The sequence below is a fragment of the Phyllobacterium sp. LjRoot231 genome (genome assembly GCF_964253365.1).
GTDB lineage: Bacteria > Pseudomonadota > Alphaproteobacteria > Rhizobiales > Rhizobiaceae > Phyllobacterium.
On sequence record NZ_CAXUQT020000001.1, the window covers coordinates 1,953,093 to 1,972,826 of the forward strand.

At 55.3% G+C, this 19,734-nt stretch carries 21 protein-coding genes and 1 pseudogene; 12 read left to right on the forward strand and 10 right to left on the reverse strand.

What is annotated here, in order from left to right; all coding sequences use genetic code 11:
• Positions 1 to 68: 68 nt before the first annotated feature.
• From ACSQ3H_RS09605 to ACSQ3H_RS09615, 3 genes are all read right to left on the reverse strand, one after another.
• Complete coding sequence (locus tag ACSQ3H_RS09605; protein ID WP_436116845.1) at positions 69 to 959, reverse strand: HNH endonuclease; 891 nt, start codon at positions 957 to 959, stop codon at positions 69 to 71.
• A gap of 154 nt (positions 960 to 1,113) precedes the next feature.
• A complete protein-coding gene (locus ACSQ3H_RS09610; protein WP_436116846.1) occupies positions 1,114 to 1,371 on the reverse strand; it encodes a SemiSWEET family sugar transporter in 258 nt (85 codons plus the stop codon).
• Between the two features lie 202 nt (positions 1,372 to 1,573).
• Positions 1,574 to 2,770 (reverse strand): mandelate racemase/muconate lactonizing enzyme family protein, encoded by a 1,197-nt coding sequence (locus ACSQ3H_RS09615; protein ID WP_436116847.1) that lies wholly within the window; start codon positions 2,768 to 2,770, stop codon positions 1,574 to 1,576.
• Positions 2,771 to 2,995: 225 nt separating this feature from the next.
• On the opposite strand from ACSQ3H_RS09615, the gene ACSQ3H_RS09620 reads away from it, so the two are divergent.
• Positions 2,996 to 3,334, forward strand: coding sequence for an acyl-CoA thioesterase (locus ACSQ3H_RS09620; RefSeq protein ID WP_436119400.1), 339 nt, complete (start codon positions 2,996 to 2,998; stop codon positions 3,332 to 3,334).
• On the opposite strand, the pseudogene ACSQ3H_RS09625 reads toward ACSQ3H_RS09620, so the two are convergent.
• Positions 3,331 to 3,621, reverse strand: a pseudogene (locus ACSQ3H_RS09625) (VOC family protein); the annotation flags it as partial. The gene ACSQ3H_RS09620 and the pseudogene ACSQ3H_RS09625 overlap by 4 nt on opposite strands.
• Before the next feature lie 302 nt (positions 3,622 to 3,923).
• Here ACSQ3H_RS09625 and ACSQ3H_RS09630 point away from each other — a divergent pair.
• A complete protein-coding gene (locus tag ACSQ3H_RS09630) occupies positions 3,924 to 5,135 on the forward strand; it encodes a low temperature requirement protein A (protein WP_436116848.1) in 1,212 nt (403 codons plus the stop codon).
• An 82-nt stretch (positions 5,136 to 5,217) separates the two neighbouring features.
• Here ACSQ3H_RS09630 and ACSQ3H_RS09635 read toward each other — a convergent pair whose 3' ends face one another.
• The gene (locus tag ACSQ3H_RS09635; RefSeq protein ID WP_436116849.1) at positions 5,218 to 6,207 is read right to left on the reverse strand and encodes an extensin family protein; all 990 of its coding nucleotides are present in this window, start codon (positions 6,205 to 6,207) and stop codon (positions 5,218 to 5,220) included.
• A 201-nt stretch (positions 6,208 to 6,408) separates the two neighbouring features.
• Here ACSQ3H_RS09635 and ACSQ3H_RS09640 point away from each other — a divergent pair, with 201 nt between their 5' ends.
• The gene (locus ACSQ3H_RS09640) at positions 6,409 to 6,759 is read left to right on the forward strand and encodes a DMT family protein (RefSeq protein WP_436116850.1); all 351 of its coding nucleotides are present in this window, start codon (positions 6,409 to 6,411) and stop codon (positions 6,757 to 6,759) included.
• Here the strand turns inward: ACSQ3H_RS09640 and ACSQ3H_RS09645 are convergent.
• Both ACSQ3H_RS09645 and ACSQ3H_RS09650 read right to left on the reverse strand, forming a co-directional pair.
• Positions 6,749 to 7,666 carry a DMT family transporter gene (locus ACSQ3H_RS09645; RefSeq protein WP_436116851.1) on the reverse strand — a complete coding sequence of 306 codons (918 nt, stop codon included), beginning with the start codon at positions 7,664 to 7,666 and terminating at the stop codon, positions 6,749 to 6,751. The two genes, ACSQ3H_RS09640 and ACSQ3H_RS09645, sit on opposite strands and share 11 nt — an antisense overlap.
• 67 nt (positions 7,667 to 7,733) lie before the next feature.
• Positions 7,734 to 8,870 (reverse strand): PQQ-dependent sugar dehydrogenase, encoded by a 1,137-nt coding sequence (locus ACSQ3H_RS09650; RefSeq protein ID WP_436116852.1) that lies wholly within the window; start codon positions 8,868 to 8,870, stop codon positions 7,734 to 7,736.
• Positions 8,871 to 9,160: 290 nt separating this feature from the next.
• Between ACSQ3H_RS09650 and greA the strand changes: the two genes are divergently transcribed.
• Genes greA through ACSQ3H_RS09665 form a run of 3 tightly spaced genes read left to right on the forward strand, consistent with a single transcriptional unit; the run spans position 9,161 to position 11,431 of the window.
• The gene (gene greA / locus ACSQ3H_RS09655) at positions 9,161 to 9,634 is read left to right on the forward strand and encodes a transcription elongation factor GreA (RefSeq protein ID WP_436116853.1); all 474 of its coding nucleotides are present in this window, start codon (positions 9,161 to 9,163) and stop codon (positions 9,632 to 9,634) included.
• A 19-nt stretch (positions 9,635 to 9,653) separates the two neighbouring features.
• Positions 9,654 to 10,703 (forward strand): glycosyltransferase family 4 protein, encoded by a 1,050-nt coding sequence (locus tag ACSQ3H_RS09660; RefSeq protein WP_436116854.1) that lies wholly within the window; start codon positions 9,654 to 9,656, stop codon positions 10,701 to 10,703.
• Positions 10,700 to 11,431: a glycosyltransferase family 25 protein gene (locus tag ACSQ3H_RS09665; RefSeq protein WP_436116855.1), complete on the forward strand. Its 732-nt coding sequence runs from the start codon at positions 10,700 to 10,702 to the stop codon at positions 11,429 to 11,431. The genes ACSQ3H_RS09660 and ACSQ3H_RS09665 overlap by 4 nt, the downstream gene beginning before the upstream one ends.
• On the opposite strand, the gene ACSQ3H_RS09670 is transcribed toward ACSQ3H_RS09665, so the two are convergent.
• Positions 11,428 to 11,898, reverse strand: a complete 471-nt coding sequence (locus tag ACSQ3H_RS09670; RefSeq protein ID WP_436116856.1) for an Lrp/AsnC family transcriptional regulator — start codon at positions 11,896 to 11,898, stop codon at positions 11,428 to 11,430. The two genes, ACSQ3H_RS09665 and ACSQ3H_RS09670, sit on opposite strands and share 4 nt — an antisense overlap.
• Positions 11,899 to 12,159: 261 nt before the next feature.
• On the opposite strand from ACSQ3H_RS09670, the gene trxB reads away from it, so the two are divergent.
• The 4 genes from trxB to ACSQ3H_RS09690 all read left to right on the forward strand — a co-directional run bounded on the left by trxB (position 12,160) and on the right by ACSQ3H_RS09690 (position 15,071).
• On the forward strand, positions 12,160 to 13,134 hold the full coding sequence (gene trxB, locus ACSQ3H_RS09675) for a thioredoxin-disulfide reductase (RefSeq protein WP_436116857.1): 975 nt from the start codon (positions 12,160 to 12,162) through the stop codon (positions 13,132 to 13,134).
• Positions 13,135 to 13,194: 60 nt separating this feature from the next.
• Positions 13,195 to 14,091: a LysR family transcriptional regulator gene (locus ACSQ3H_RS09680; protein ID WP_112530710.1), complete on the forward strand. Its 897-nt coding sequence runs from the start codon at positions 13,195 to 13,197 to the stop codon at positions 14,089 to 14,091.
• Between the two features lie 411 nt (positions 14,092 to 14,502).
• Positions 14,503 to 14,757, forward strand: a complete 255-nt coding sequence (locus ACSQ3H_RS09685) for an AbrB/MazE/SpoVT family DNA-binding domain-containing protein (RefSeq protein ID WP_436116858.1) — start codon at positions 14,503 to 14,505, stop codon at positions 14,755 to 14,757.
• Positions 14,751 to 15,071 (forward strand): type II toxin-antitoxin system PemK/MazF family toxin, encoded by a 321-nt coding sequence (locus tag ACSQ3H_RS09690; RefSeq protein ID WP_436116859.1) that lies wholly within the window; start codon positions 14,751 to 14,753, stop codon positions 15,069 to 15,071. The genes ACSQ3H_RS09685 and ACSQ3H_RS09690 overlap by 7 nt, the downstream gene beginning before the upstream one ends.
• A 41-nt stretch (positions 15,072 to 15,112) precedes the next feature.
• On the opposite strand, the gene ACSQ3H_RS09695 is transcribed toward ACSQ3H_RS09690, so the two are convergent.
• The gene (locus ACSQ3H_RS09695; RefSeq protein WP_436116860.1) at positions 15,113 to 16,315 is read right to left on the reverse strand and encodes a pyridoxal phosphate-dependent aminotransferase; all 1,203 of its coding nucleotides are present in this window, start codon (positions 16,313 to 16,315) and stop codon (positions 15,113 to 15,115) included.
• Positions 16,316 to 16,701: 386 nt separating this feature from the next.
• Here ACSQ3H_RS09695 and ACSQ3H_RS09700 point away from each other — a divergent pair, with 386 nt between their 5' ends.
• Positions 16,702 to 17,316, forward strand: coding sequence for a glutathione S-transferase family protein (locus tag ACSQ3H_RS09700; protein WP_436116861.1), 615 nt, complete (start codon positions 16,702 to 16,704; stop codon positions 17,314 to 17,316).
• An 81-nt stretch (positions 17,317 to 17,397) separates the two neighbouring features.
• Here the strand turns inward: ACSQ3H_RS09700 and ACSQ3H_RS09705 are convergent, their stop codons facing one another.
• Positions 17,398 to 17,610, reverse strand: coding sequence for a cold-shock protein (locus tag ACSQ3H_RS09705; protein ID WP_099998246.1), 213 nt, complete (start codon positions 17,608 to 17,610; stop codon positions 17,398 to 17,400).
• Between the two features lie 333 nt (positions 17,611 to 17,943).
• Here ACSQ3H_RS09705 and ACSQ3H_RS09710 point away from each other — a divergent pair, with 333 nt between their 5' ends.
• Complete coding sequence (locus ACSQ3H_RS09710) at positions 17,944 to 19,728, forward strand: ABC transporter ATP-binding protein/permease (protein ID WP_436116862.1); 1,785 nt, start codon at positions 17,944 to 17,946, stop codon at positions 19,726 to 19,728.
• Positions 19,729 to 19,734 lie beyond the last annotated feature (6 nt).

The window sequence follows — 19,734 nt, forward strand, 5'->3', positions numbered from 1 at the left end:
GACCCGAGTGATGAAAACTGGATTTGCCGGATTGCTCCTGACAGGAGGCTGTCATGAGCAATGCAGATTTATGGGAGGAATATATGCTCGCGATGGTAGCGCAGAAACTCGGGATGGGGGAAATGGCTGCTATTTTTTGGAAGAGTAATCTTTCCTGATTCGTTGATCAGGACGCCGATTTTGGGTTCATTACAGCGGGACGATTTCAGAATTTTGTAGTCCGGGCCTATGGAAATCAGCCCATTGTCGAACATCCAGTGAACTGATTGGAAAAGCGCCATGCCGTTGTTGATGGAGTCTGGACCGAAATGTTCTATGGGTTTGATGTGAGCGCATTCGATTTCAAAACTGCCGTCAGGCGCCTGCATCGATATGCCTGTCATTGCACATCTCATATTATAAGCTTTGCCGACGAGTTGCCGGAAGACGCGATCCCGGAAGGCTCGGGATGTGAGGATTCGGTCGCGCTCGACGGATTCGGGTGGGTCTTCGGCAAAACCATAGGGAGGCGCCGCCATTACCCGCGCTTCTTCGTTGATCCAGTTTTTTCTAAAACCGGCTCTCTCGATCTTTGTATACTCCTCGTTGGAGAGAGCGCGAACTTGCTGCTGGATTGTATGCGAGTTCATTCTGCCATCCGACTGGACCATGCTCTTTTCGAAGTAGAATTTGTTCTCAAACTGCAGGTCGGTAATGCTAAACGGCACTGCCTCTTCAAGTTCCAGATATTGTTCGAGCGATGCTTCGGAATATTCAGGACTGTTCGCTAAAGGGCGTATTGAAGTGATGCGCGCGGTCGCAAAATATCCAGTAGATCCGATAACACGCGTGCCGGCCCGAGGCGCCGGCTGATAATATATGATCCAATCACCCAGCGCGTCGCGAACAATATTCAGATACTTGTTGCGAAACCGATAGCGTTTGTCATGAGCTCCAGGAGCAGCTTCCTCCTCCGTCAATTTGATTTGAAATATAGCGTGCATCCAGCCGGAATTTACCTGTTGAAACTGAGACTTGTTTCAACATGGCGATATCGCGCAGGAAGCGAAACGCACTCGCAATTGTATTTTCGGGTTTCTCGCTCAATCTGAAATGGCAGACGCCGGATGGTTCTCAGCCGTAGCGGAGTTTAAGGCCGAGGATTGTAAGAATAAGCAGGAGGGTTACCCCATTTGCTACCATGACCGGCCATGAACTGATCATCATCCCGTAAAACAGCCAGAGCAGAACTCCGAGCGCCAGCGAAATGTTGGTTACGAGCGAAATACTGTCCGTCTGGCGGTGCCGGACAATCTTTATGATCTGGGGAATCCAGCACAGGGTTGTGATCGCGGCAGCGATGCTACCGACAAGCTCGATATGGATTGGCACGAACGGAACTTTCAAAGGAATGGATATAAATTGATAATTGAACGTATTCGCCTGAAAAATATAGCGGAATCATGTCCCAATGCGCCCTTGTGCGATAAAAATTTGTGTCGCGGAACGGCCTCTTCGTGTGATTTATTCTCAACATGTGTATCCCGCCCATACGATAGCTTGGGGACGAGACAATTTTCCAACAGCTGCGGCTTCAGACAATCAACGGATCACGACCCATATTGAGATGGAGTTCATGTCCCTTATAGGCATTGGCTGCAGCGACCTCCTCGTTCAACTCCACGCCGAGGCCGGGGTCTGTTGACGGAATGACATATCCATCTTCCCATTGGATCGGTTTTTTCAGAATGTCGGCATGGAAACCGCCAAAGGCCTGGATACATTCGAGAATGAGAAAGTTCGGGCTGCACGTCGATATCTGGATATTCGCCGCACCGACAATCGGGCCGCAATAGAGATGCGGTGCGATCTGGGCGTGAAAAGTTTCTGCCATTCCGGCGATTTTCTTGGCCTCCAGGATGCCGCCGACGCGGCCGAGGTTCATCTGCAAGATATTGGCGGCACGATTCACCAGCAGGCGCTGAAACTCATATTTCGTCGTCAACCGTTCCCCTGATGCGATCGGGATGGAGGTGTGCTGCTGCACATAACCCATATTCTCCGGCATATCCGGCGGGACCGGCTCTTCCAGCCACAGGGGATCGTAGGGCTCCAGCCGTTTCGCCAAGCGTACGGCGCTGGTTGGGGTCATTTGGCCATGGGTGCCGAACAGGAGATCAGCCTTGGAACCGACGGCTTCGCGGATCAGCCGCGCGAATTTTTCACCCAAATCGAGTTGTTCGAGGGACAGCTGACGCGGATCGAATGAAGTATAAGGCGCGACCGGATCGAACTTCACTGCAGTATAGCCTTGCGCAACATATTCGGCCGCCCGCTCCGCTGACGCTTCAGCATTCCAGTAGATGGCGGATGTCTCGCCAAGTTCCGGCTTGGGATAAATGTATGTGTAGCTGCGCAGCCGTTCATGCACCTTGCCGCCGAGGAGCTCATAGACCGGCTTGTCCGCTTCCTTGCCAATGATATCCCAACAGGCCATTTCGAGCGCCGACACCGCACCCATGATCGTTACATCCGGACGCTGGGTAAAGCCGCCGGAATAGGCACGGCGGAAAAATCGTTCGATGTGATGGGGATCCTCGCCGATGAGCCAGCGCTCGGCCACATCTTCGATTACCTTGCGCATCACTTGCGGGCTGATGGTTGAGTTGTAGGCCTCGCCATAGCCGACAACGCCGGAATCGGTAGTGAGCTTGACGAAGAGGAACCAGGTGCCACCAAAGGATGGCGGGGGATTGCCGACCACGAAGGTTTTGACATCGGTGATTTTCATGATCCCTCCGGACGCTCGCTAACCCGATCAGACTAGGCCAGAGCATGTGCAATGCCGAAACCGCGCAACGACCCGGTCTGTCGGGTTTCCGACAGTTCTTGCGGTGGCCCCTTTTCAAATCGGCTGCTGCACCGCATCATGCGGCAAATCTGCAATGATCGATGGAGATATCAATTGACCGAAGAGACGAAGCCGCTCGGCGAACTGACCCTGCGTACTCTCGCAATGCCGGCGGATGCCAACGCGGCGGGCGATATTTTCGGCGGCTGGGTCATGGCACAGATGGATTTGTCCTGCGGTATCAGGGCGGCAGAGCGCGCACGAGGCCGGGTTGTAACGGCTGCAGTCAAGGAAATGTCCTTCGCCAAGCCGGTAAAGATCGGCGATACACTCTGCGTTTATACCCACATCGATCATGTCGGCCGGACTTCAATCACCTTGAAAGTCGAAGCCTGGGCGCAACGTTACCTGTCGGATTTGATGGAACGCGTCACCCATGCGGATTTCGTCATGGTTGCCCTCGACAAGGAAGGCAAGCCGACGCCGGTGCCAGGAGAGCGTTAAAGCTGGCTGCCGATCATGTACTTGCCCCAGAAACCGGCCTCGGATTCGATCTGTTCAACGATGTCGATCCACAGGCCGGAGGGATCATGAAACCCGAAACGGCGCTGACCGAAAGGCTCGTCCGTCAGCGGATATTCGATTTTCAGACCAGTAGCGCTGATCTTTTCAAACGTTGCCCTGGCGTCCTCTACCTGCAATTCAAAACACATGCCTGTTCCGCTGAAGCTCTCGGAACCGGGTGGTGCGGAGGGATGATCGGGCGTCATGAAGGCGATGGAAGCAGACTGATCTTCCGCCGAACTATAATCGGATAGCGGTCCATGAAAGCCATTTTCTTCATCCTGTAATTTTGCGGATCACCACATTGAACAGGGTCAGAAAAGACATTGGCAAGGGCTGTTTGTCCGGAGCTTAAATAGGAATAAGTTCTCAGCTGAGAACTTTTCAGCTCGACTTTCCCCCTGTTTTAGGTCGTCCCTGGATGACACTTTCATTCCGATGCAGTTAACTGTCGATCAGTTCCTGCGCCGCTTCAGGAGAAAAGCATTTCATTTTTGGTAAAAAGCATTCCATTTTGAGCAAAAATCGCATGAAAAATTGGGGCAAAAACGTGGCTTTTTTCGGAGCAATTCAAGACTACTCTCGCAAGCGCGATGAAGCGGACAGCGCGAAAGTCGACTTCGTCGAACTCTTTTTCGATCTCGTATTCGTCTTCGCCATCACGCAGATATCGCACTTGCTCCTGCACGATCTGAGCCTCAAAGGTCTCATCGAGAGTGCATTGATCCTTGCAGCGATCTGGTGGGTCTGGGTCTACACGATGTGGTGCACCAATTGGCTCGACCCGGCAACACCGCCGGTACGAATCATGCTGTTCGTGCTGATGCTCGCCGGGCTTGTACTTTCGACGTCGATTCCGACGGCCTTCGGGGCCCGCGGATTGGTGTTCGCTTGCGCTTTCGTCTTCATGCAACTTGGCCGATCAATATTCATGATCTGGGCGCTGCGGCAGCACAACCAGTCCAATTACCGGAATTTCCTGCGGATCACGATCTGGCTCGCCGTGTCGGGCTCGTTCTGGATCGCCGGCGGTTTCGTCGAACCGGAGAGCCGGCTTTTCCTTTGGGCGATTGCACTGGGAATTGAACTGCTCGGACCTGCCTTTGGCTTCTGGACCCCCGCTCTTGGCGCATCTTCGACAGAAGATTGGGACGTGGATGGCAATCACATGGCCGAGCGGGCTGCGCTGTTCATCATTATCGCGCTTGGAGAGTCAATCCTTGTTTCTGGGGCCACTTTCACGGATCAGGAATGGAATTTCATCTCGTTTTCCGCATTTCTGACGACTTTCGTTGCGTCTGTTGCCATGTGGCTCGTTTACTTCAACGTCGGACAATCGGCTGCCCATCACAAGATTGCGGCGACCGATGATCCCGGCAAAATCGCCCGCGTTGCCTATACTTATGTGCACATTCTGCTTGTCGCAGGTATTATCGTCGTTGCGGTGTCGGATGAACTCGTTCTCGCGCATCCGACGGGGCATTCGGACGCTGCAACGATCTGGACGTCAATTGGTGGTACGGCGCTCTATCTGACCGGTAACCTGCTGTTCAAGTTTTATATCGCAGGAAGGCCGCCACTGTCTCATATGATTGGCCTGGGATTGTGCGCGATCCTTGCTTTCTTTGCTGCGGCATTGTCGCCATTACTGCTTGGTGCCCTGACCAGCGGCATTCTTATCGTCGTCACCATCTGGGAATATTTTGGCCGGGTGGAGGCCGACAACCCCGTTGAGCACTAGAGCGCCATAAAAGTTGGATTTAGGAAGGGTCAAAGGTGCCCGCTTCGCCACCCTCCCCACAAGGGGGAGGGTAAAGGCGGCGTCAGCGGCAGGCGCGGTGTCCGCTACGGCGTTGCATCAGATCAAAATGGAAATGCGTGCGGTGAAACCTGTCATAGCCAGGGCCGAGAACCGTGGTGAAATAATCGCAGGCATCCGAGCGGACAGTATTCAACAGCCCGCGCTGGCGGAATGAGAACCAGCCGGGCTTCTGCACCAGGATATCCTTGCCATTGTTGAGCGTGATCTTGTCAATATCGAGTGCATTGCCCTTGGAATGTTCAGACATGCTTCTTCCGCGCTGATTGCTCATTGTCCGGCAGGAGTAGCTCGAAGCCTGATGGATCGTGTTGACACCGGAAAGATAGCGCATACGGGTGGAGGGCACGAGATCGCCTTTGACCCAGCGCGCGAAGGCGAGTGCCATCTGGCAATTCAGCGTGGCACTCGGCTTCAGCCTGATGCGCCCGCTGGAAAATCCACTGACGGTCAGCGGATGGTCGATCCGGCAGACGCCGCTATCATTGATTGGTTGCCGTTCCTGAAACACAACGCCAAGTTGTTTAAGCTGAGTACAGCAGGCAATCTCGCTGCCTGACATGGCAAACGCGCTTTCGCTGCGCGCAATGGGATCGCGGATACCACCCGGATAGCCGTAGCTTTCGGCATCGTCGGAGGCCGGCTCGGATTCCGGCAAAGAGTAGGGTTTCGGCTCCGCGACCTGCGCGGCGTCCGGCACGACAATTGCATCCGGCTGCTGGCTGGCGTTGGGTACAGATGGCACCTCGGGCTCTTGCGCGGCGAATTCGCCCGACTGCGGGGTGGATAGAGGCTGGGTTTCCTCGGTGGCGACCTGCGTGTTTTCTTCGCTTGCAAGCGATTGGCTGGCCACCGACGTGTCCGCGCTGCCGACATCCGCCATGGGTCGCCGCACATCGCCCATACCGCAACCACTCAGCGCCGTGGACGTGAAAAGGACAAGCACGATCGAAAGGCGCCTGAAACGCGCGGCGGACGACAACGCAATACTCATGTCACCACATCCCCTTCGCCCGTTACGCAGGCATATGCACGTAAAAATAGAGGAAAATTGTAAAGGAAAGGTCAGCACCATCTTAAGGTGTGCGTCGGAAATGTGGCGCCATTTTTCCTTGAAGCGGCTTGATTTTGCTGCAATCAGCGGTTCATCTGGAATGGCCGCATAAAGTCTCTACTTCCTCCCGAAAGAACCATTATGCCAACCTGGCTTTCACCCTCAATCACACCGATTGTATTTCTTATCGCGTCGAATGTGTTCATGACCTTCGCCTGGTATGGCCATTTGAAATATCCGACTGCGTCACTCACGCCCGTGGTTTTCATCAGTTGGGGCATCGCATTGGCCGAGTATTGGCTCGCCGTGCCGGCAAACCGTATTGGACACACGGTCTATTCGACGGCTGAACTCAAGACCATGCAGGAAGTCATCACGCTGGTTGTTTTCAGCCTGTTCTCGGTCTTTTACCTGAAGGAATCCTTCACGTGGCAGCACGTAGCCGGTTTCGCATTGATAGCCGGCGGCGCGACGCTGATCTTCAAGGCCTGAGGGTAGCTCGGCTGCGCAAAGCGGGTATCAGTTCGACGGCAATCATCGCCATGAAGATGAGGGCGCAACCTGTCACGCCCTGAAGTGACATGCGCTCACCCAACAATATTGCGCCGAAAAGCGCTGCAAAAAGCGCCTCGGAGGACAGCATGATTGCTGCCTGCGGAGCCGTAGTGAAGCGCTGTCCAACCGCCTGGAGTGTGAAGCCGACGCCGGATGCGATCACGCCGGCAAAGAGGATTTCGGGGGCGGCTGCAACGATCGAGAAGAGTTCAGTGCGCTCGATCGACAATGTCGCCACAAGCCCAAGCATGCCGCAGACCATGAACTGAACAAACGACAACATGATCGGCCTGCCGCTTCTCATGCCGATGCGGTTGATAAAAATGATCTGCAGTGCCCAGAATATCGCGCAGGCGACGATGAGCCAATCACCAACGGTCAGCCCTTCCAGACGTCCGCCGGATAGCAGATAAATGCCAGTAAGTGCCGTCAAAGCGCAAGGCCAGACAACCGGATGCGGCCACTGCCAAAACAGAATGACGGCAAGAAACGGCACCATAACAACATACAAGCCAGTCAGAAACCCGGCGTTCGTTACGGACGTGGTCTGCATGCCGACCTGCTGCAGCGCGGCTCCGGAAAAGAGCAGGACGCCGATGAAGAAAAACCCGTAATAGTCCGCGCGTGTGAGTTTTGCCGGTGCAGCCTTCGCTTCGCGAAAGGCGAGGGGTATGATGGTCAGGGCGGCGAGGAAAAAGCGCAGGGTGACAAACATGAACGGCCCGACGCTGCCCATCGCGCTGGACTGGGCGACGAAGCCAAAGCCCCAGATCGCTCCGGCGAAAAGCAGTAAAGTATTGGCACGTCCGTGCGTCATGAGAATCCCGCGAAATGGAGCGGTCATCCAAGATCCGCATCATCGATTGCTCTCTACCGATTGCGGTTCATGGCGGCAAGGGGTGGTCGAAGCGTTATGCGCGTGTCAGCCGGATGATTTTCCCGTCGCTTTCGTCGGTGAGAAGGTAAATCGAACCATCAGACGCTACGCGCACATCGCGAATGCGTCCGAACTCGCCCTTCAGCATACGTTCTTCGCCTTTTATGGCGCCCTTTTCGTCGCGGTCCAGGCGGACGAGCATCTGAGACTTGAGAGCACCAGCCAGGAGGTCGCCCTTCCATTCGGGAAACATTGATCCTTCATATACCGCGAGCCCGGAGGGAGCGATCGAAGGGTCCCAATAGTATAGCGGCTGTTCATAACCTTTTGCATGGGTGCCCTTGCCGATTTTCGCGCCCGAATAGTCCACGCCGTAGGTTATGACCGGCCAACCGTAATTCTTACCCGCCTGAGGCTCATTGATTTCGTCGCCGCCCTTGGCGCCGTGTTCGATTGTCAATAGCGAGCGGGTAACCGGATCCCAAACCGCGCCTTGGGGATTGCGGTGGCCCTTGGACCAAATTTCAGGCAGGCCTTTCTTGCCGTCAGCGAATGGATTGTCCGCCGGGATGGTGCCATCGGCATTGATGCGAAGGACAGAACCTGCCTCGTCCTTGAAATCCTGTGAGCGCTGCATGGTGCCTTGGTCACCGATCGTAACGAACAGCTTTCCGTCTGGTGCCACAAGGATGCGTGAACCGAAATGCGCGGATTTCGTGGTGCTTTTCTTGACGGAGAGCAGAACCGATACATTGTCGAGCTCGGCGCCGTCTCCATTGCGAACGAGCCTGGCACGCGCCATTGCCGTGCCGGCGCCATTTGGGCGTGGTTCAGAGTAGCTGAAATAGATCGTTCCGCTCTTGGCGAAATCCGCTGCAAGCGCGACATCAAGCAAACCGCCTTCGCCCTTGACGACGACCTTGGGAACATTGGCAACTGGCTTCGATACCTTGCCATCCTTGACGATACGTATCGTACCACCGCGCTCCGTCACCAGGAGTGCGCCATCAGGAAGGAAGGCGAGGCCCCACGGATGATCAAGTCCATCTGCAATCGTTTCAGCAGAGAGGGTCACCGTTTCAGTTTTGTAATCCTTGGCAGAAGCAGTCGGAGCAAAGGCCAGCAGCACGGCATATAAGGTTGCGGATACAACGCTCGCTGTTCGTTTCATTGGCGACGATCCTCCTTCGCTCGATCGAGTGATGCAGCATTTTGCACACATCCCTCAAGCCGGTCGTCTCACAGTGGTGTGAATGGTCCGGCCATCGGCGCTAATTTGCCGGCACAAATTCCGCTCGTGCGACATTTTCCACTTTCTGCGTGAAATCGCCGGAAACGGTGCTATATTAAGGTACGAATGACTGAACGGTTCCGGAGTCTTGTGCTTCGGCGACCGTTTTCTTTTTGTGTCGAGGGGCATCGATCGATCGCCCTTCGACATTGACTACGAAAGGAGAGGGCATGGAAAAGGTCCCGATGACTCAGGCTGGATTCGACAAGCTCAAGGAGGAATTGCGCTGGCGCCAGCAGGAAGAACGTCCACGTATCATTCAGGCGATTTCGGAAGCGCGCGCCCATGGCGACCTTTCGGAAAACGCCGAATATCATGCCGCCAAGGAAGCCCAGAGCCACAATGAAGGCCGGGTCGGCGAGCTGGAAGATTATACGGCCCGCGCAGAAATCATCGATATTTCGAAGCTGTCGGGCAGCAAGATCAAATTTGGCGCGACAATCCATCTGATCGATGAGGATACCGAAGAGAAAAAGGTGTATCAGATTGTCGGCGATCAGGAAGCTGATCCCAAGGCTGGCCGTATCTCCATTTCCTCGCCGATCGCGCGTGCGCTGATCGGCAAGAGCGAAGGCGAGACTATCGAAGTCATCGCACCCGGTGGTGCCCGGTCTTACGAAATCATCGGTTTCAGATTCGTTTAATCCGGTGTCTTTGGATGCCGTGAGCAACGTCGAGGTGATCGCTCCGAATTTCAAGCGCAAGCTTTCCGGGGTCACCTCGACTATCATTCAACTCGTTCCGCTACAGCGGGCCCAAGGTCTGAAGATCGTGACAATGGGCCCCGGTCTGCCAGCAGACCTGCCGAGTATCGGATGGTCCGCGCTCCCGGGATTATGGTTCAAGCCGAAGAACAGGCCATTCCGCATCTGGCACGCTCGCCGCAACAATGAAATGATTGCCGGTATTCTCATGCGCCATGTGTTGCGCATGCGGTTGAGGCTGTTGTTCACCTCCGCTGCCCAGCGCGACCACAGGCCTTTCACCAAGTGGCTGATCCGGCGGATGAATGCCGTGATCGCAACGAGTGGCAAGTCGGGCAGTTATCTGAAGGTGCCGCACACGGTGATCCTGCACGGCATCGATACCGAGCTGTTCCATCCGCCCCGCAACGACGACGACAGGTTTGCAGCGTCGGGACTTCCGGGACGTTATCTCGTTGGCTGTTCGGGACGCATCCGACCTTCGAAGGGCACCGATCTTTTCGTCGATGCGATGATCAATCTATTGCCGCACTACCCCGAATGGACCGCGGTGATGACCGGCCGGACCACGGCTGAATTCAAGGGCTTCGAGCAGACATTGCGCGACAGGATTGCGAAAGCGGGGCTTGAGGATCGCATTTTGTTTCTGGGCGAGGTGCCCGATGTGCGCCCCTGGTATCGCCGGATGACGCTCTACGTGGCACCTTCGCGCAATGAAGGTTTTGGGCTAACGCCGCTTGAGGCGATGGCTTCGCAAACTGCGGTGGTGGCGAGCGATGCCGGGGCCTATGCCGAGATGATCGAGCCGGGAACTGGAACTGTGGTTCCCGCTGGCGATGGTCGTGCACTTGAACAGGCACTTGCGCCTTATCTGGCCGATCCCGCGATGTGCGAAGAAGCGGGAAAGCTGGCACTTGCCCATGTCCACCAGAACTTTCCATTGCAGAAGGAAGCCGGCCGTATTGGCGAAGTTTACGAGCGGCTTTTCGCCGCCGGATTGAAATCGTGAGTGTTGCGGCCTTCATCATCCATCTTGAGCGCGCGGCAAAGCGCGGTGAACACGTTCGCGGACTGTTGGAGCGATTGCCTGTAGCTGCGGAGGTCGTAGACGCGGTGGACGCTCTCAACATGAGTGAAGGCGACATTGCCGCCGTCTATACGCGCTCGCTGCACAGTCCGTATTACCCGTTCGAGCTGCGGAAATCCGAAGTCGCCTGCTTCCTGTCGCATCGCAAAGCGTGGCAGACAATTGTCGATCGCAAGCTCGATGCAGGTCTCATCATCGAGGACGATGTCGAGGTGGACGATGCTTTCGCCGCACAGTTGAAGCTGGCAATCGACACGGTGCAACCACAAGATTATATCCGCTTTCCGAGATGGCCGCGGGGCGAGGCAGGACCCGAGGTCGCGCGCGAAAGTGCGAACTCTATCATTCATCCCGAACTGCCTGGCCTTGGAATGCAGATGCAACTCGTCGGACGCAAGGCGGCGATTGCGCTTCTTGCCGCGACGGAACGCTTCGACAGGCCGGTGGATACGACGATCCAGATGCGCTGGCTGCATCCCATACGTGTATTGTCAGCGCGGCCGATCACCATTCGCGAGATCGATTTCGATCTTGGCGGGTCGGTCGTTCAGGGTAAGAACAAGACGTTGCCTGGACGGCTGAAGCGGGAAGTCCTGCGCCCCTGGTACCGCGTGACGCTCTACCTCTACAGCCGGTTCCGACGTTATTAGAGCACCATCAGCGGTTCATTCTTGACCGAACGGATCGTCAGGGAGGTGCGGACGGAATCGACATTTGGCGTCGAGGTCAATTCCTCGATGACGAAATTCTGAAACGTGCTCAGATCGCTCGCGACGCAATGCAGCAGGAAGTCGGACTCGCCGGAAACCATCCAGGCGCGGCGCACAAGTGTCCAGTTCTTGGTTTTTTCGGCGAAATTCTTCAGGTCAGCATCCGACTGGCGATGCAGGCGGATCATGCAGAACGCGACGATGTCCTGTCCGAGGATCGCGCCATTCAGGATAGCGCGATAGCCCTGGATGATGCCGGCTTCTTCGAGTTTGCGAACGCGGCGCAGACAGGGCGGTGCCGATATGCCGACGCGCTCGGCCAGTTCCACATTGGTGATGCGGCCATTGTCCTGCAATTGTTTCAGGATTTTCCAGTCGATCGCGTCGAGGTCCGCCTTTAAAGGCATATTCTATCCTGTCTCAAGAGAATTGCGGTCACCATAGGCGATTCCCCATGCTGTGTAATCACATCCCGTGACGGTTGCAAACAGGTTCCACAAATCGCGTGGAAACGCCGCTCTTCCGCCACAAGCTGTGGCTAACCCGTCTATGTTGAGCGAAGACCTTGCAACAAAGGGTGCTGAACCACTACTTTATAGTCGTTGAAAGAGCGTGGTAGTTCGTGCCATCTCTAGTATGTCAAACAGATATCACTTCAAGGTCTTGTTATGTCACAGCGCCATGTGCCCGTTCTTATCATCGGTTCCGGTCCCGCGGGCTATACCGCGGCGATCTATGCGGCTCGCGCAAACCTGAAGCCTGTCATCGTCGCCGGCCTGCAGCAGGGTGGTCAGCTGATGATCACGACCGACGTGGAAAATTATCCGGGCTATGCCGATACGGTGCAAGGCCCATGGATGATGGAGCAGATGCGGATCCAGGCCGAACATGTGGGCACCGAGATCATCCACGACATCATCACGGAAGTTGACCTCTCCGTTCGCCCGTTCCGGCTCATCGGTGATGGCGGCACACAGTATACGTGCGATGCGCTGATCATCGCTACAGGTGCGCAGGCGAAATGGCTTGGCATTCCGACAGAGCAAACCTTTATGGGCTTCGGCGTTTCCGCTTGCGCCACATGCGACGGTTTCTTCTATCGCAACAAGGACGTGGTGGTCGTTGGCGGTGGCAATACTGCCGTGGAAGAGGGGCTTTATCTGGCAAACCTCGCCAAGTCGGTCACGATCGTGCATCGCCGCGATCATTTCCGCGCGGAAAAAATTCTGCAGGACCGCCTGTTCGCCAAAGAAAATGTCAAAGTTATCTGGGATAACGTCGTTGACGAAATCACGGGAACAGAAGCCAAAGCGCCCATGCCTGCATCGGTGTCGGGCATACGCTTGAAGAATGTGAAAACGGGTGAAACCACGGAATTGGCAACACATGGCGTTTTCGTCGCCATTGGTCATGCGCCGGCGGTTGAGCTTTTCAAGGGGCAACTCAAACATAAGCCGAATGGCTATCTCTGGACCGCAGCCGATTCTACCGCAACGGATGTGCCGGGCGTCTTTGCCGCCGGTGACGTTACGGATGACATCTACCGTCAGGCGGTCACCGCCGCTGGGCTGGGCTGTATGGCAGCACTCGAAGCCGAACGTTGGCTGGCTGCTCAGGAACCAGTGCGTCAAGCTGCCGAATAGCAGCCGTTAGTATAGAGCCGGTCTCGATGTGCGTGGCCGGATTGGGGGAGAGACTGCGCGATGTCGCTTGATTGGGACAAATTGCGAATATTTCATGCTGCTGCGGAGGCGGGGTCATTCACCCATGCCGCCGAGACGCTGCATCTGTCGCAATCGGCCATTTCCCGTCAAGTCAGTGCGCTTGAGCAGGATGTTGGCGTTCCGTTGTTCCACCGCCATGCTCGCGGTCTTATCCTGACCGAGCAGGGCGAAGTGCTTTACCGCACCGCCCATGAAGTCCTGATGAAGTTGGAGAATGTCCGCTCTCGCCTGACAGAGAGCAAGGACAGGCCGTCGGGTAAATTGCGGGTGACGACAACGGTCGGCCTCGGTTCCGGCTGGCTGATCGAGCGCGTGCAGGAATTTATCGAGCTCTATCCGGAAGTTCAGTTGCAGTTGCTCTTTGACAATGAAGAACTCGACCTGACGATGCGTCACGCGGATTGCGCTATTCGCCTGCGTCAGCCGCAGCAGCCGGACCTGATCCAGCGGCGGCTCTTTACCGTGCACATGCATGTCTACGCGTCACCGGCCTATATCGCCAAATATGGCAAGATCGAAAGTATCGAGGAAATCGATACCCATCGCATTGTCAGTTTCGGCGAGCCCGCGCCGTCTTATCTCACCAATCTCAATTGGCTGGAGGTGATCGGCCGGACGGATGGCAATTTGAGACCCGCTGTCCTGCAGATCAACAACCTCTTGTCGATCAAGCGTGCCATACAAAAGGGTGTCGGTATCGGCGTGCTGCCGGATTATATGGTGGAGAAGGATTCGACGCTTGTCCGGCTTTTGCCGGAGATGGAATTGCCGTCGTTCGACACGTTCTTTTGCTATCCCGAAGGAATCAAAAACGCCGCCAAATTGCACGTGTTTCGAGATTTCCTTTTCTCGAAAGCGCGCACCTGGTCGTACTAAGCTTACTATTCCGGCATTTTCCGAAAAGTTTTTCTTTCTAATGTCATGCCTGTTCGCAGCATGGGTTTGTCCTATGCGCGGGATCAGGCGTGTGAGATTCCAATATTTCGCATGTTCCTGCCGGTATGCACCAAACGCATGGGTGCGTTGCACAATTGGATGTTGCGGGAAACGGTCAAAGGGCTCATATCCACCTCACTTGCCGGTGCGTCTCCTCCTCCCATTGCGCGCCCGCAAGTGTTCCCCTCTGGAGGTATAGCCGGAAACGGCACCTTCAAAACTTAAGGCCGGGCAATTGTCCGGCCTCTTTTCTTTTCAGGGGTATGTTGATTCAATGGTTCGCTTTCATTTTAGATGACGTCATCATTGATCGGTGGTATGTTACAACAAAGTTGTAACGGGAGATCGGTAATGCGAAGTGCTGTCCGGAAAATGGGGAACTCCTCTGGAATCATTATTCCCAAACCGTTCCTTGTTGAAATCGGCTCTCAGCCGGGCGACGAGGTTGATCTGCTTGTTGAAGATGGTCGCATCATCATTACCCCCGTACGTGGTACACCGCGTGCTGGCTGGGCCGAAGATGCGAAAAGAATCGCAGAAAACAACGACGACGCCTTGGTGTGGCCGGAGTTCTCCAACGAAGATGACAGCGAATTGACATGGTGAATCGTGGCGATGTCTGGCTAATCAATTTTGATCCCACCATCGGCAGTGAAATACAGAAAACCCGACCCTGCATTGTGATTTCACCACCGGAAATGCATGATCATCTGCGTACGGTTATTGCTGCCCCAATGACAACGGGCAGTCGTCCTGCTGGCTTTAGAGTTGCTCTGCGGTTTCAAGGCAAGGACGGCCTGGTGCTCCTCGACCAAATCCGTACAATCGACAAGCAGCGCCTGGTCAAAAAACTGGGCCGGGTTTCCAGCACCACGCTCAACACAACGCTTGCGAAGCTAAGGACCGTGTTTGAAGAATGAAAAAGGGGCCATTAGGCCCCTGATTTTTATCAGTTTATTTCTCAGCGAAGGTTGGCGCAGAAGCGTTGAATGCGCTTGCCGGCCTCTTCGAGGTTGGCATCGGACGTTGCATAGGAGATGCGGAAGTTCGGTCCGAGACCGAATGCCGATCCATGCACCGCCGCAACCGCTTCCGTCGCCAGCAGTTCGCTGACGAAATCCTCGTCGGTTGTGATGACCTTGCCGGATGGCGCCGTCTTGCCGATTGCCGCCGCACAGGAAGGATAGACGTAGAACGCGCCTTCCGGCTTTGGACATTCGAGGAAGTTGGTCTGGTTGAGCATAGATACGATGAGATCGCGACGGCCTTCGAACGCCTTCTTGAAAACCGGCAGGTGCGCCTGTGTTCCATCGAGCGCTTCAACAGCAGCCCACTGCGAAATGGAGCTCGTCCCGGACGTCTGCTGCCCTTGCACCATATCCATGGCCTTGATCAATTCGATCGGGCCGGCCGCATAGCCGATACGCCAGCCAGTCATGGCATAGGCTTTCGACACGCCGTTCATGGTCAGCGTGCGGTCATAGAGATTTGGCTCGACCTGCACAGGCGTTACGAATTTGAAGTCACCATAGGTCAGATGCTCGTACATGTCGTCGGTCAGGACCCACACATGCGGATGACGCATAAGGACATCGGTCAGCTTCTTCATCTCGTCCCAGCTATAGGCAGCGCCGGACGGGTTGGAAGGCGAGTTCATGATGATCCATTTGGTCTTCGGCGTGATGACACGCTCCAGATCTTCAGGCTGCAGCTTAAATTCATTCTTCTGCACAGCCGAGACGATGACCGGCGTTCCGCCGCAAAGGGCGACCATTTCCGGATAGCTCACCCAGTAGGGCGCGACGCAGATCACTTCATCGCCTGGGTTCAACGTGGAGAGCAGCGCGTTGTAAATGACGTGCTTGCCGCCGGTGCCAACAATGGTCTGGCTCGCCTTGTAGTCGAGTTCGTTCTCGCGCTTGAATTTGCGTGCGATGGCCTCGCGCAACTGCGGAATGCCGGACACAGGAGTGTACTTGGTCTCGCCGCGCCGGATAGCGGCGATGGCCGCTTCCTTGACGTTGTCAGGCGTATCGAAATCCGGCTCGCCAACCGATAGCGATATGACGTCCCGTCCCTCGGCTTTCAGATCGCGTGCTTTCTGAGTGATTGCAATCGTTGCGGAAGTCTTCACACGGGAAAGGGCGTCGGCGAGGAATGCCATGGTATCGTTCTCCTGAAGCAGGTTTGATTACCGGTAGACGGTTTGCGCGCCTGCTATGTCGCAATGGCCGGCGAATCGCAAGTAAAAGCATGATCATGAGGCTTCACATTATGCACTTTCTGTGCAGGGTGTGACATCGAACGCCGGAAACATCAGCGATGCTCACACGATCCTTCAATCGAAATGATTGGACATATCGTGCAGTAGCGGAAATATTCGCGCCGTTCGATACCTCCACCCTGATGGACATCTGATGCGATTTTCTGCGCTTCCAGTGCTCATGGACTTAACGTCCACTGCGCTCCGGTTCTTGAAAATCACACCATCTGTCTCATCAGGCTGAATTCTCAAAAGGCTCTAACCCGCCGCCACAGGAGACCAGCGCCATGCCGAAATTATATTCACAGCCAGATTCCGGGAATTGCTATAAGCCACGGCTTTTAATGGCGAAATTGGCGATACCTTTCGAGCACATTTCGATTTCTTCAACCGATGGTTCAACACGCAAACCTGAATTCATGGCGAAGAATCCGAACGGCAAGGTGCCATTGCTTGAGCTCGACGACGGACGGTTTCTCGCCGAGTCGAATGCCATTCTTCTTCATCTGGCCGAAGGCAGCCGCTTTGTTCCCGAGGATGCCTACGAGCGAGCGTTGATGTATCAATGGTTGTTCTTCGAGCAATATACCCATGAGCCAAACATCGCGGTTCGCCGGGCGCTGCTGGTGTATCCGGAGCGGGCAAAGGATGCCACGCCCGAACGTCTGGCGGCAACACTTGAAGGCGGCAACAAGGCGCTGCTTGTCATGGAAAGCCAATTGCAGAAAACGCCTTATTTCACAGGCAGTACGATGAGCATCGCCGACATTGCGCTCTATGCCTATACACACGAGGCCAATCGTGGCGGATATGATCTCTCCGCCTATCCATCGGTTGCTAAATGGCTGAGCCGTGTCGCCGGCGACGAAGGTCACGTTCCGATCACATGGCTGCCGGATTGAATGCAAAAAAAGGCGGGATGAAAATCCCGCCTTTTTAAACTTATGTGCGTTCAGAAATCAGACGATTCCCGTATGCGGTTATCAGCCAGCAACGCTAAGGTTGTCAGCAGACGACTTGCCTGAACGACGGTCCTGTACGATCTCGTAATTGACCTTCTGGCCATCATTGAGACCGCGCAAACCTGCGCGTTCAACAGCGGAAATATGGACGAATACGTCTGCACCGCCAGTATCGGGCTGGATGAAACCGTAGCCCTTAGTGCTGTTGAACCATTTCACTGTTCCCGAAGCCATGGGAAGTTCCTTTCAGATATATAAGACAGGCAGCAAGCACATTTGCGGCCCAGGGAATCGAACCTATGCAATGGAGTTCATCAGGAAGCGCAACGGGTTACGCAGGTCGCAAAGTCACTCGACCGATAAAATCGATGCCGATTACATATGACAGAATTTGCCCCAAAACAAGCCGTATTCAAATGGGTTTATCGTCAGGGTTAAGTGCAGCGGGTTGCATGAGCAAATTTTGGCCCTACATTCCCTGTTGAATTCCAGTGCGCTATCCGACGTGTTTTCATAGTAGATGCTAATGTGAACTGGCCGAATCGCGGTCGTCCACGGGGGAGACTCATGGCGGAGCAGAAACAGAGCCGATCCACCGCCACCTCCGTCGCGGGCGAAGTGGAGGCCGGGCTGCTTTCCCAGCTGCGCGTCATTGCAGATATCTACTGGATATCGCCGGTTCGCAACCGTTTGATTCTCATGGTCCTCGGTGTCGTCAGTATCATCATCGTCACATCGGCGGGGCAGGTACTGCTGAACAGATGGAACGTCCCGTTTTATGACTCATTGTCCAGGCGGGATTTCCCGGCCTTCGTCGACCAGTTGATGGTGTTTTTCGCAATTGCTTCGGTTCTTCTCGTTTTCAACGTGGCACAAACCTGGCTCAACCAGATGACGCGGTTGAAATTGCGCGAAGGACTGACCCGGGATCTCGTTGGTGAATGGCTGGAGCCCCGCCGGGCATTCAAACTGTCCAATTCCGGACCGATTGGCGTCAACCCCGACCAGCGTCTGCACGAAGATGCGCGCCATCTGTCGGAGATGTCGACCGATCTCGGGTTTGGATTGTTGCAGGCCTCGATATTGCTGGTGAGCTTCATCGGAGTGCTGTGGACATTTTCCAGTGGTTTCGTCTTCAATATCTCTGGTTATAGTTTCTCCATCCCTGGCTATATGGTCTGGGCAGCTATCCTATATGCCGCATCTGCATCGTGGCTCAGCTGGCTCGTTGGACGTAAGTTGATCCGGTACAACGCGGACCGCTACCAAAAGGAGTCCGAGCTACGTTTTTCGCTGATGCGGGTTAATGAGCATATCGATGCGATCTCGCTCTATAGAGGAGAGGCGGACGAGAATCGCCGGATCGGCTTTGATATTGACAGCCTCCTCGCTGCAATCCGCTTGCTGGTCACGGCGCTGACACAGCTCACTTGGGTCACGTCCGGTTATGGCTGGATCACTATTGTCGCGCCCATTCTTGTGGCAGCACCGGTCTACTTTGCCGGAAACCTGTCATTTGGCGGGTTGATGGCAGCGATCGGGGCGTTCAATCAGGTGCATGATGCCCTGAAATGGTTCGTCAACAATTTCGGCGCTATTGCCGACTGGCGCGCGACACTCTTGCGCGTGACTTCATTCCGGCAGGCGGTGCAGGCAACCGACATCAAGAACAGCGTTGAACAGCGGATCAAGTTCACGCAGTCGGAAACGAACCAGATTGTTCTCGATTCGCTGAAGATTACCGCTCCGCGAGCAACTGTCCGCTTGAAAGAAAAGAAGGCGATCGTCAAGGAAGGCGAGCGTGTCTTGATCACCAGCGAACCGGGGATCGACAGAACACTACTTTTCAGGGCCATTGCCGGACTCTGGCCCTGGGGAGCCGGAACTGTCAGCCTGCCGGCCAACGCAAACATCCTCTTCATGCCGCGCCTGCCTTATTTTCCGCCGGGCAGCTTGCGCGAGGCGATGTCCTATCCCGTCGGTAAAGACGGGTTTTCCGACGAGGAACTTGTCTCGGCGCTGCACGAACTGGGCTTGACCCGTCTTGAAACAATGCTTGATTTCAGGGCACGCTGGGACAGGGAATTGAGCGACGACGAACAACAGTCACTGGCTTTCGCGCGGCTCAAGCTACACAAGCCGACCTGGGTCGTGATCGATGAGGCGCTGGATGGCATGGAGGACGACGCCTTCAGCCGGGTTACGGCTGTCCTCCGCGTTGATCTGGCGAAATCAACGGTGGTGCACATCGGGCGCGAGGACAAGAACGATCACGTCTTCTCCAAGGTACTTCATTTTGTAAGCGATCCGTCCGGGCATGGATTGGAAGAGGAAGGGCTCGAAGGCGTTTGAGCTCGG

Bases quoted from the DNA above. Each gene is read 5' to 3' on its own strand.
- ACSQ3H_RS09700 (WP_436116861.1), top strand. From the start codon at position 16,702: ATGCCGAAATTATATTCACAGCCAGATTCCGGGAATTGCTATAAGCCA.
- ACSQ3H_RS09620 (WP_436119400.1), top strand. From the start codon at position 2,996: ATGCCGGCGGATGCCAACGCGGCGGGCGATATTTTCGGCGGCTGGGTC.
- ACSQ3H_RS09640 (WP_436116850.1), top strand. From the start codon at position 6,409: ATGCCAACCTGGCTTTCACCCTCAATCACACCGATTGTATTTCTTATC.
- ACSQ3H_RS09705 (WP_099998246.1), bottom strand. From the start codon at position 17,610: ATGGCTTCGGGAACAGTGAAATGGTTCAACAGCACTAAGGGCTACGGT.
- ACSQ3H_RS09615 (WP_436116847.1), bottom strand. From the start codon at position 2,770: ATGAAAATCACCGATGTCAAAACCTTCGTGGTCGGCAATCCCCCGCCA.
- ACSQ3H_RS09630 (WP_436116848.1), top strand. From the start codon at position 3,924: ATGAAAAATTGGGGCAAAAACGTGGCTTTTTTCGGAGCAATTCAAGAC.
- ACSQ3H_RS09645 (WP_436116851.1), bottom strand. From the start codon at position 7,666: ATGACCGCTCCATTTCGCGGGATTCTCATGACGCACGGACGTGCCAAT.
- ACSQ3H_RS09670 (WP_436116856.1), bottom strand. From the start codon at position 11,898: ATGCCTTTAAAGGCGGACCTCGACGCGATCGACTGGAAAATCCTGAAA.
- ACSQ3H_RS09695 (WP_436116860.1), bottom strand. From the start codon at position 16,315: ATGGCATTCCTCGCCGACGCCCTTTCCCGTGTGAAGACTTCCGCAACG.
- ACSQ3H_RS09690 (WP_436116859.1), top strand. From the start codon at position 14,751: ATGGTGAATCGTGGCGATGTCTGGCTAATCAATTTTGATCCCACCATC.
- ACSQ3H_RS09710 (WP_436116862.1), top strand. From the start codon at position 17,944: ATGGCGGAGCAGAAACAGAGCCGATCCACCGCCACCTCCGTCGCGGGC.
- trxB (WP_436116857.1), top strand. From the start codon at position 12,160: ATGTCACAGCGCCATGTGCCCGTTCTTATCATCGGTTCCGGTCCCGCG.
- ACSQ3H_RS09685 (WP_436116858.1), top strand. From the start codon at position 14,503: ATGCGAAGTGCTGTCCGGAAAATGGGGAACTCCTCTGGAATCATTATT.
- greA (WP_436116853.1), top strand. From the start codon at position 9,161: ATGGAAAAGGTCCCGATGACTCAGGCTGGATTCGACAAGCTCAAGGAG.
- ACSQ3H_RS09635 (WP_436116849.1), bottom strand. From the start codon at position 6,207: ATGAGTATTGCGTTGTCGTCCGCCGCGCGTTTCAGGCGCCTTTCGATC.
- ACSQ3H_RS09650 (WP_436116852.1), bottom strand. From the start codon at position 8,870: ATGAAACGAACAGCGAGCGTTGTATCCGCAACCTTATATGCCGTGCTG.
- ACSQ3H_RS09680 (WP_112530710.1), top strand. From the start codon at position 13,195: ATGTCGCTTGATTGGGACAAATTGCGAATATTTCATGCTGCTGCGGAG.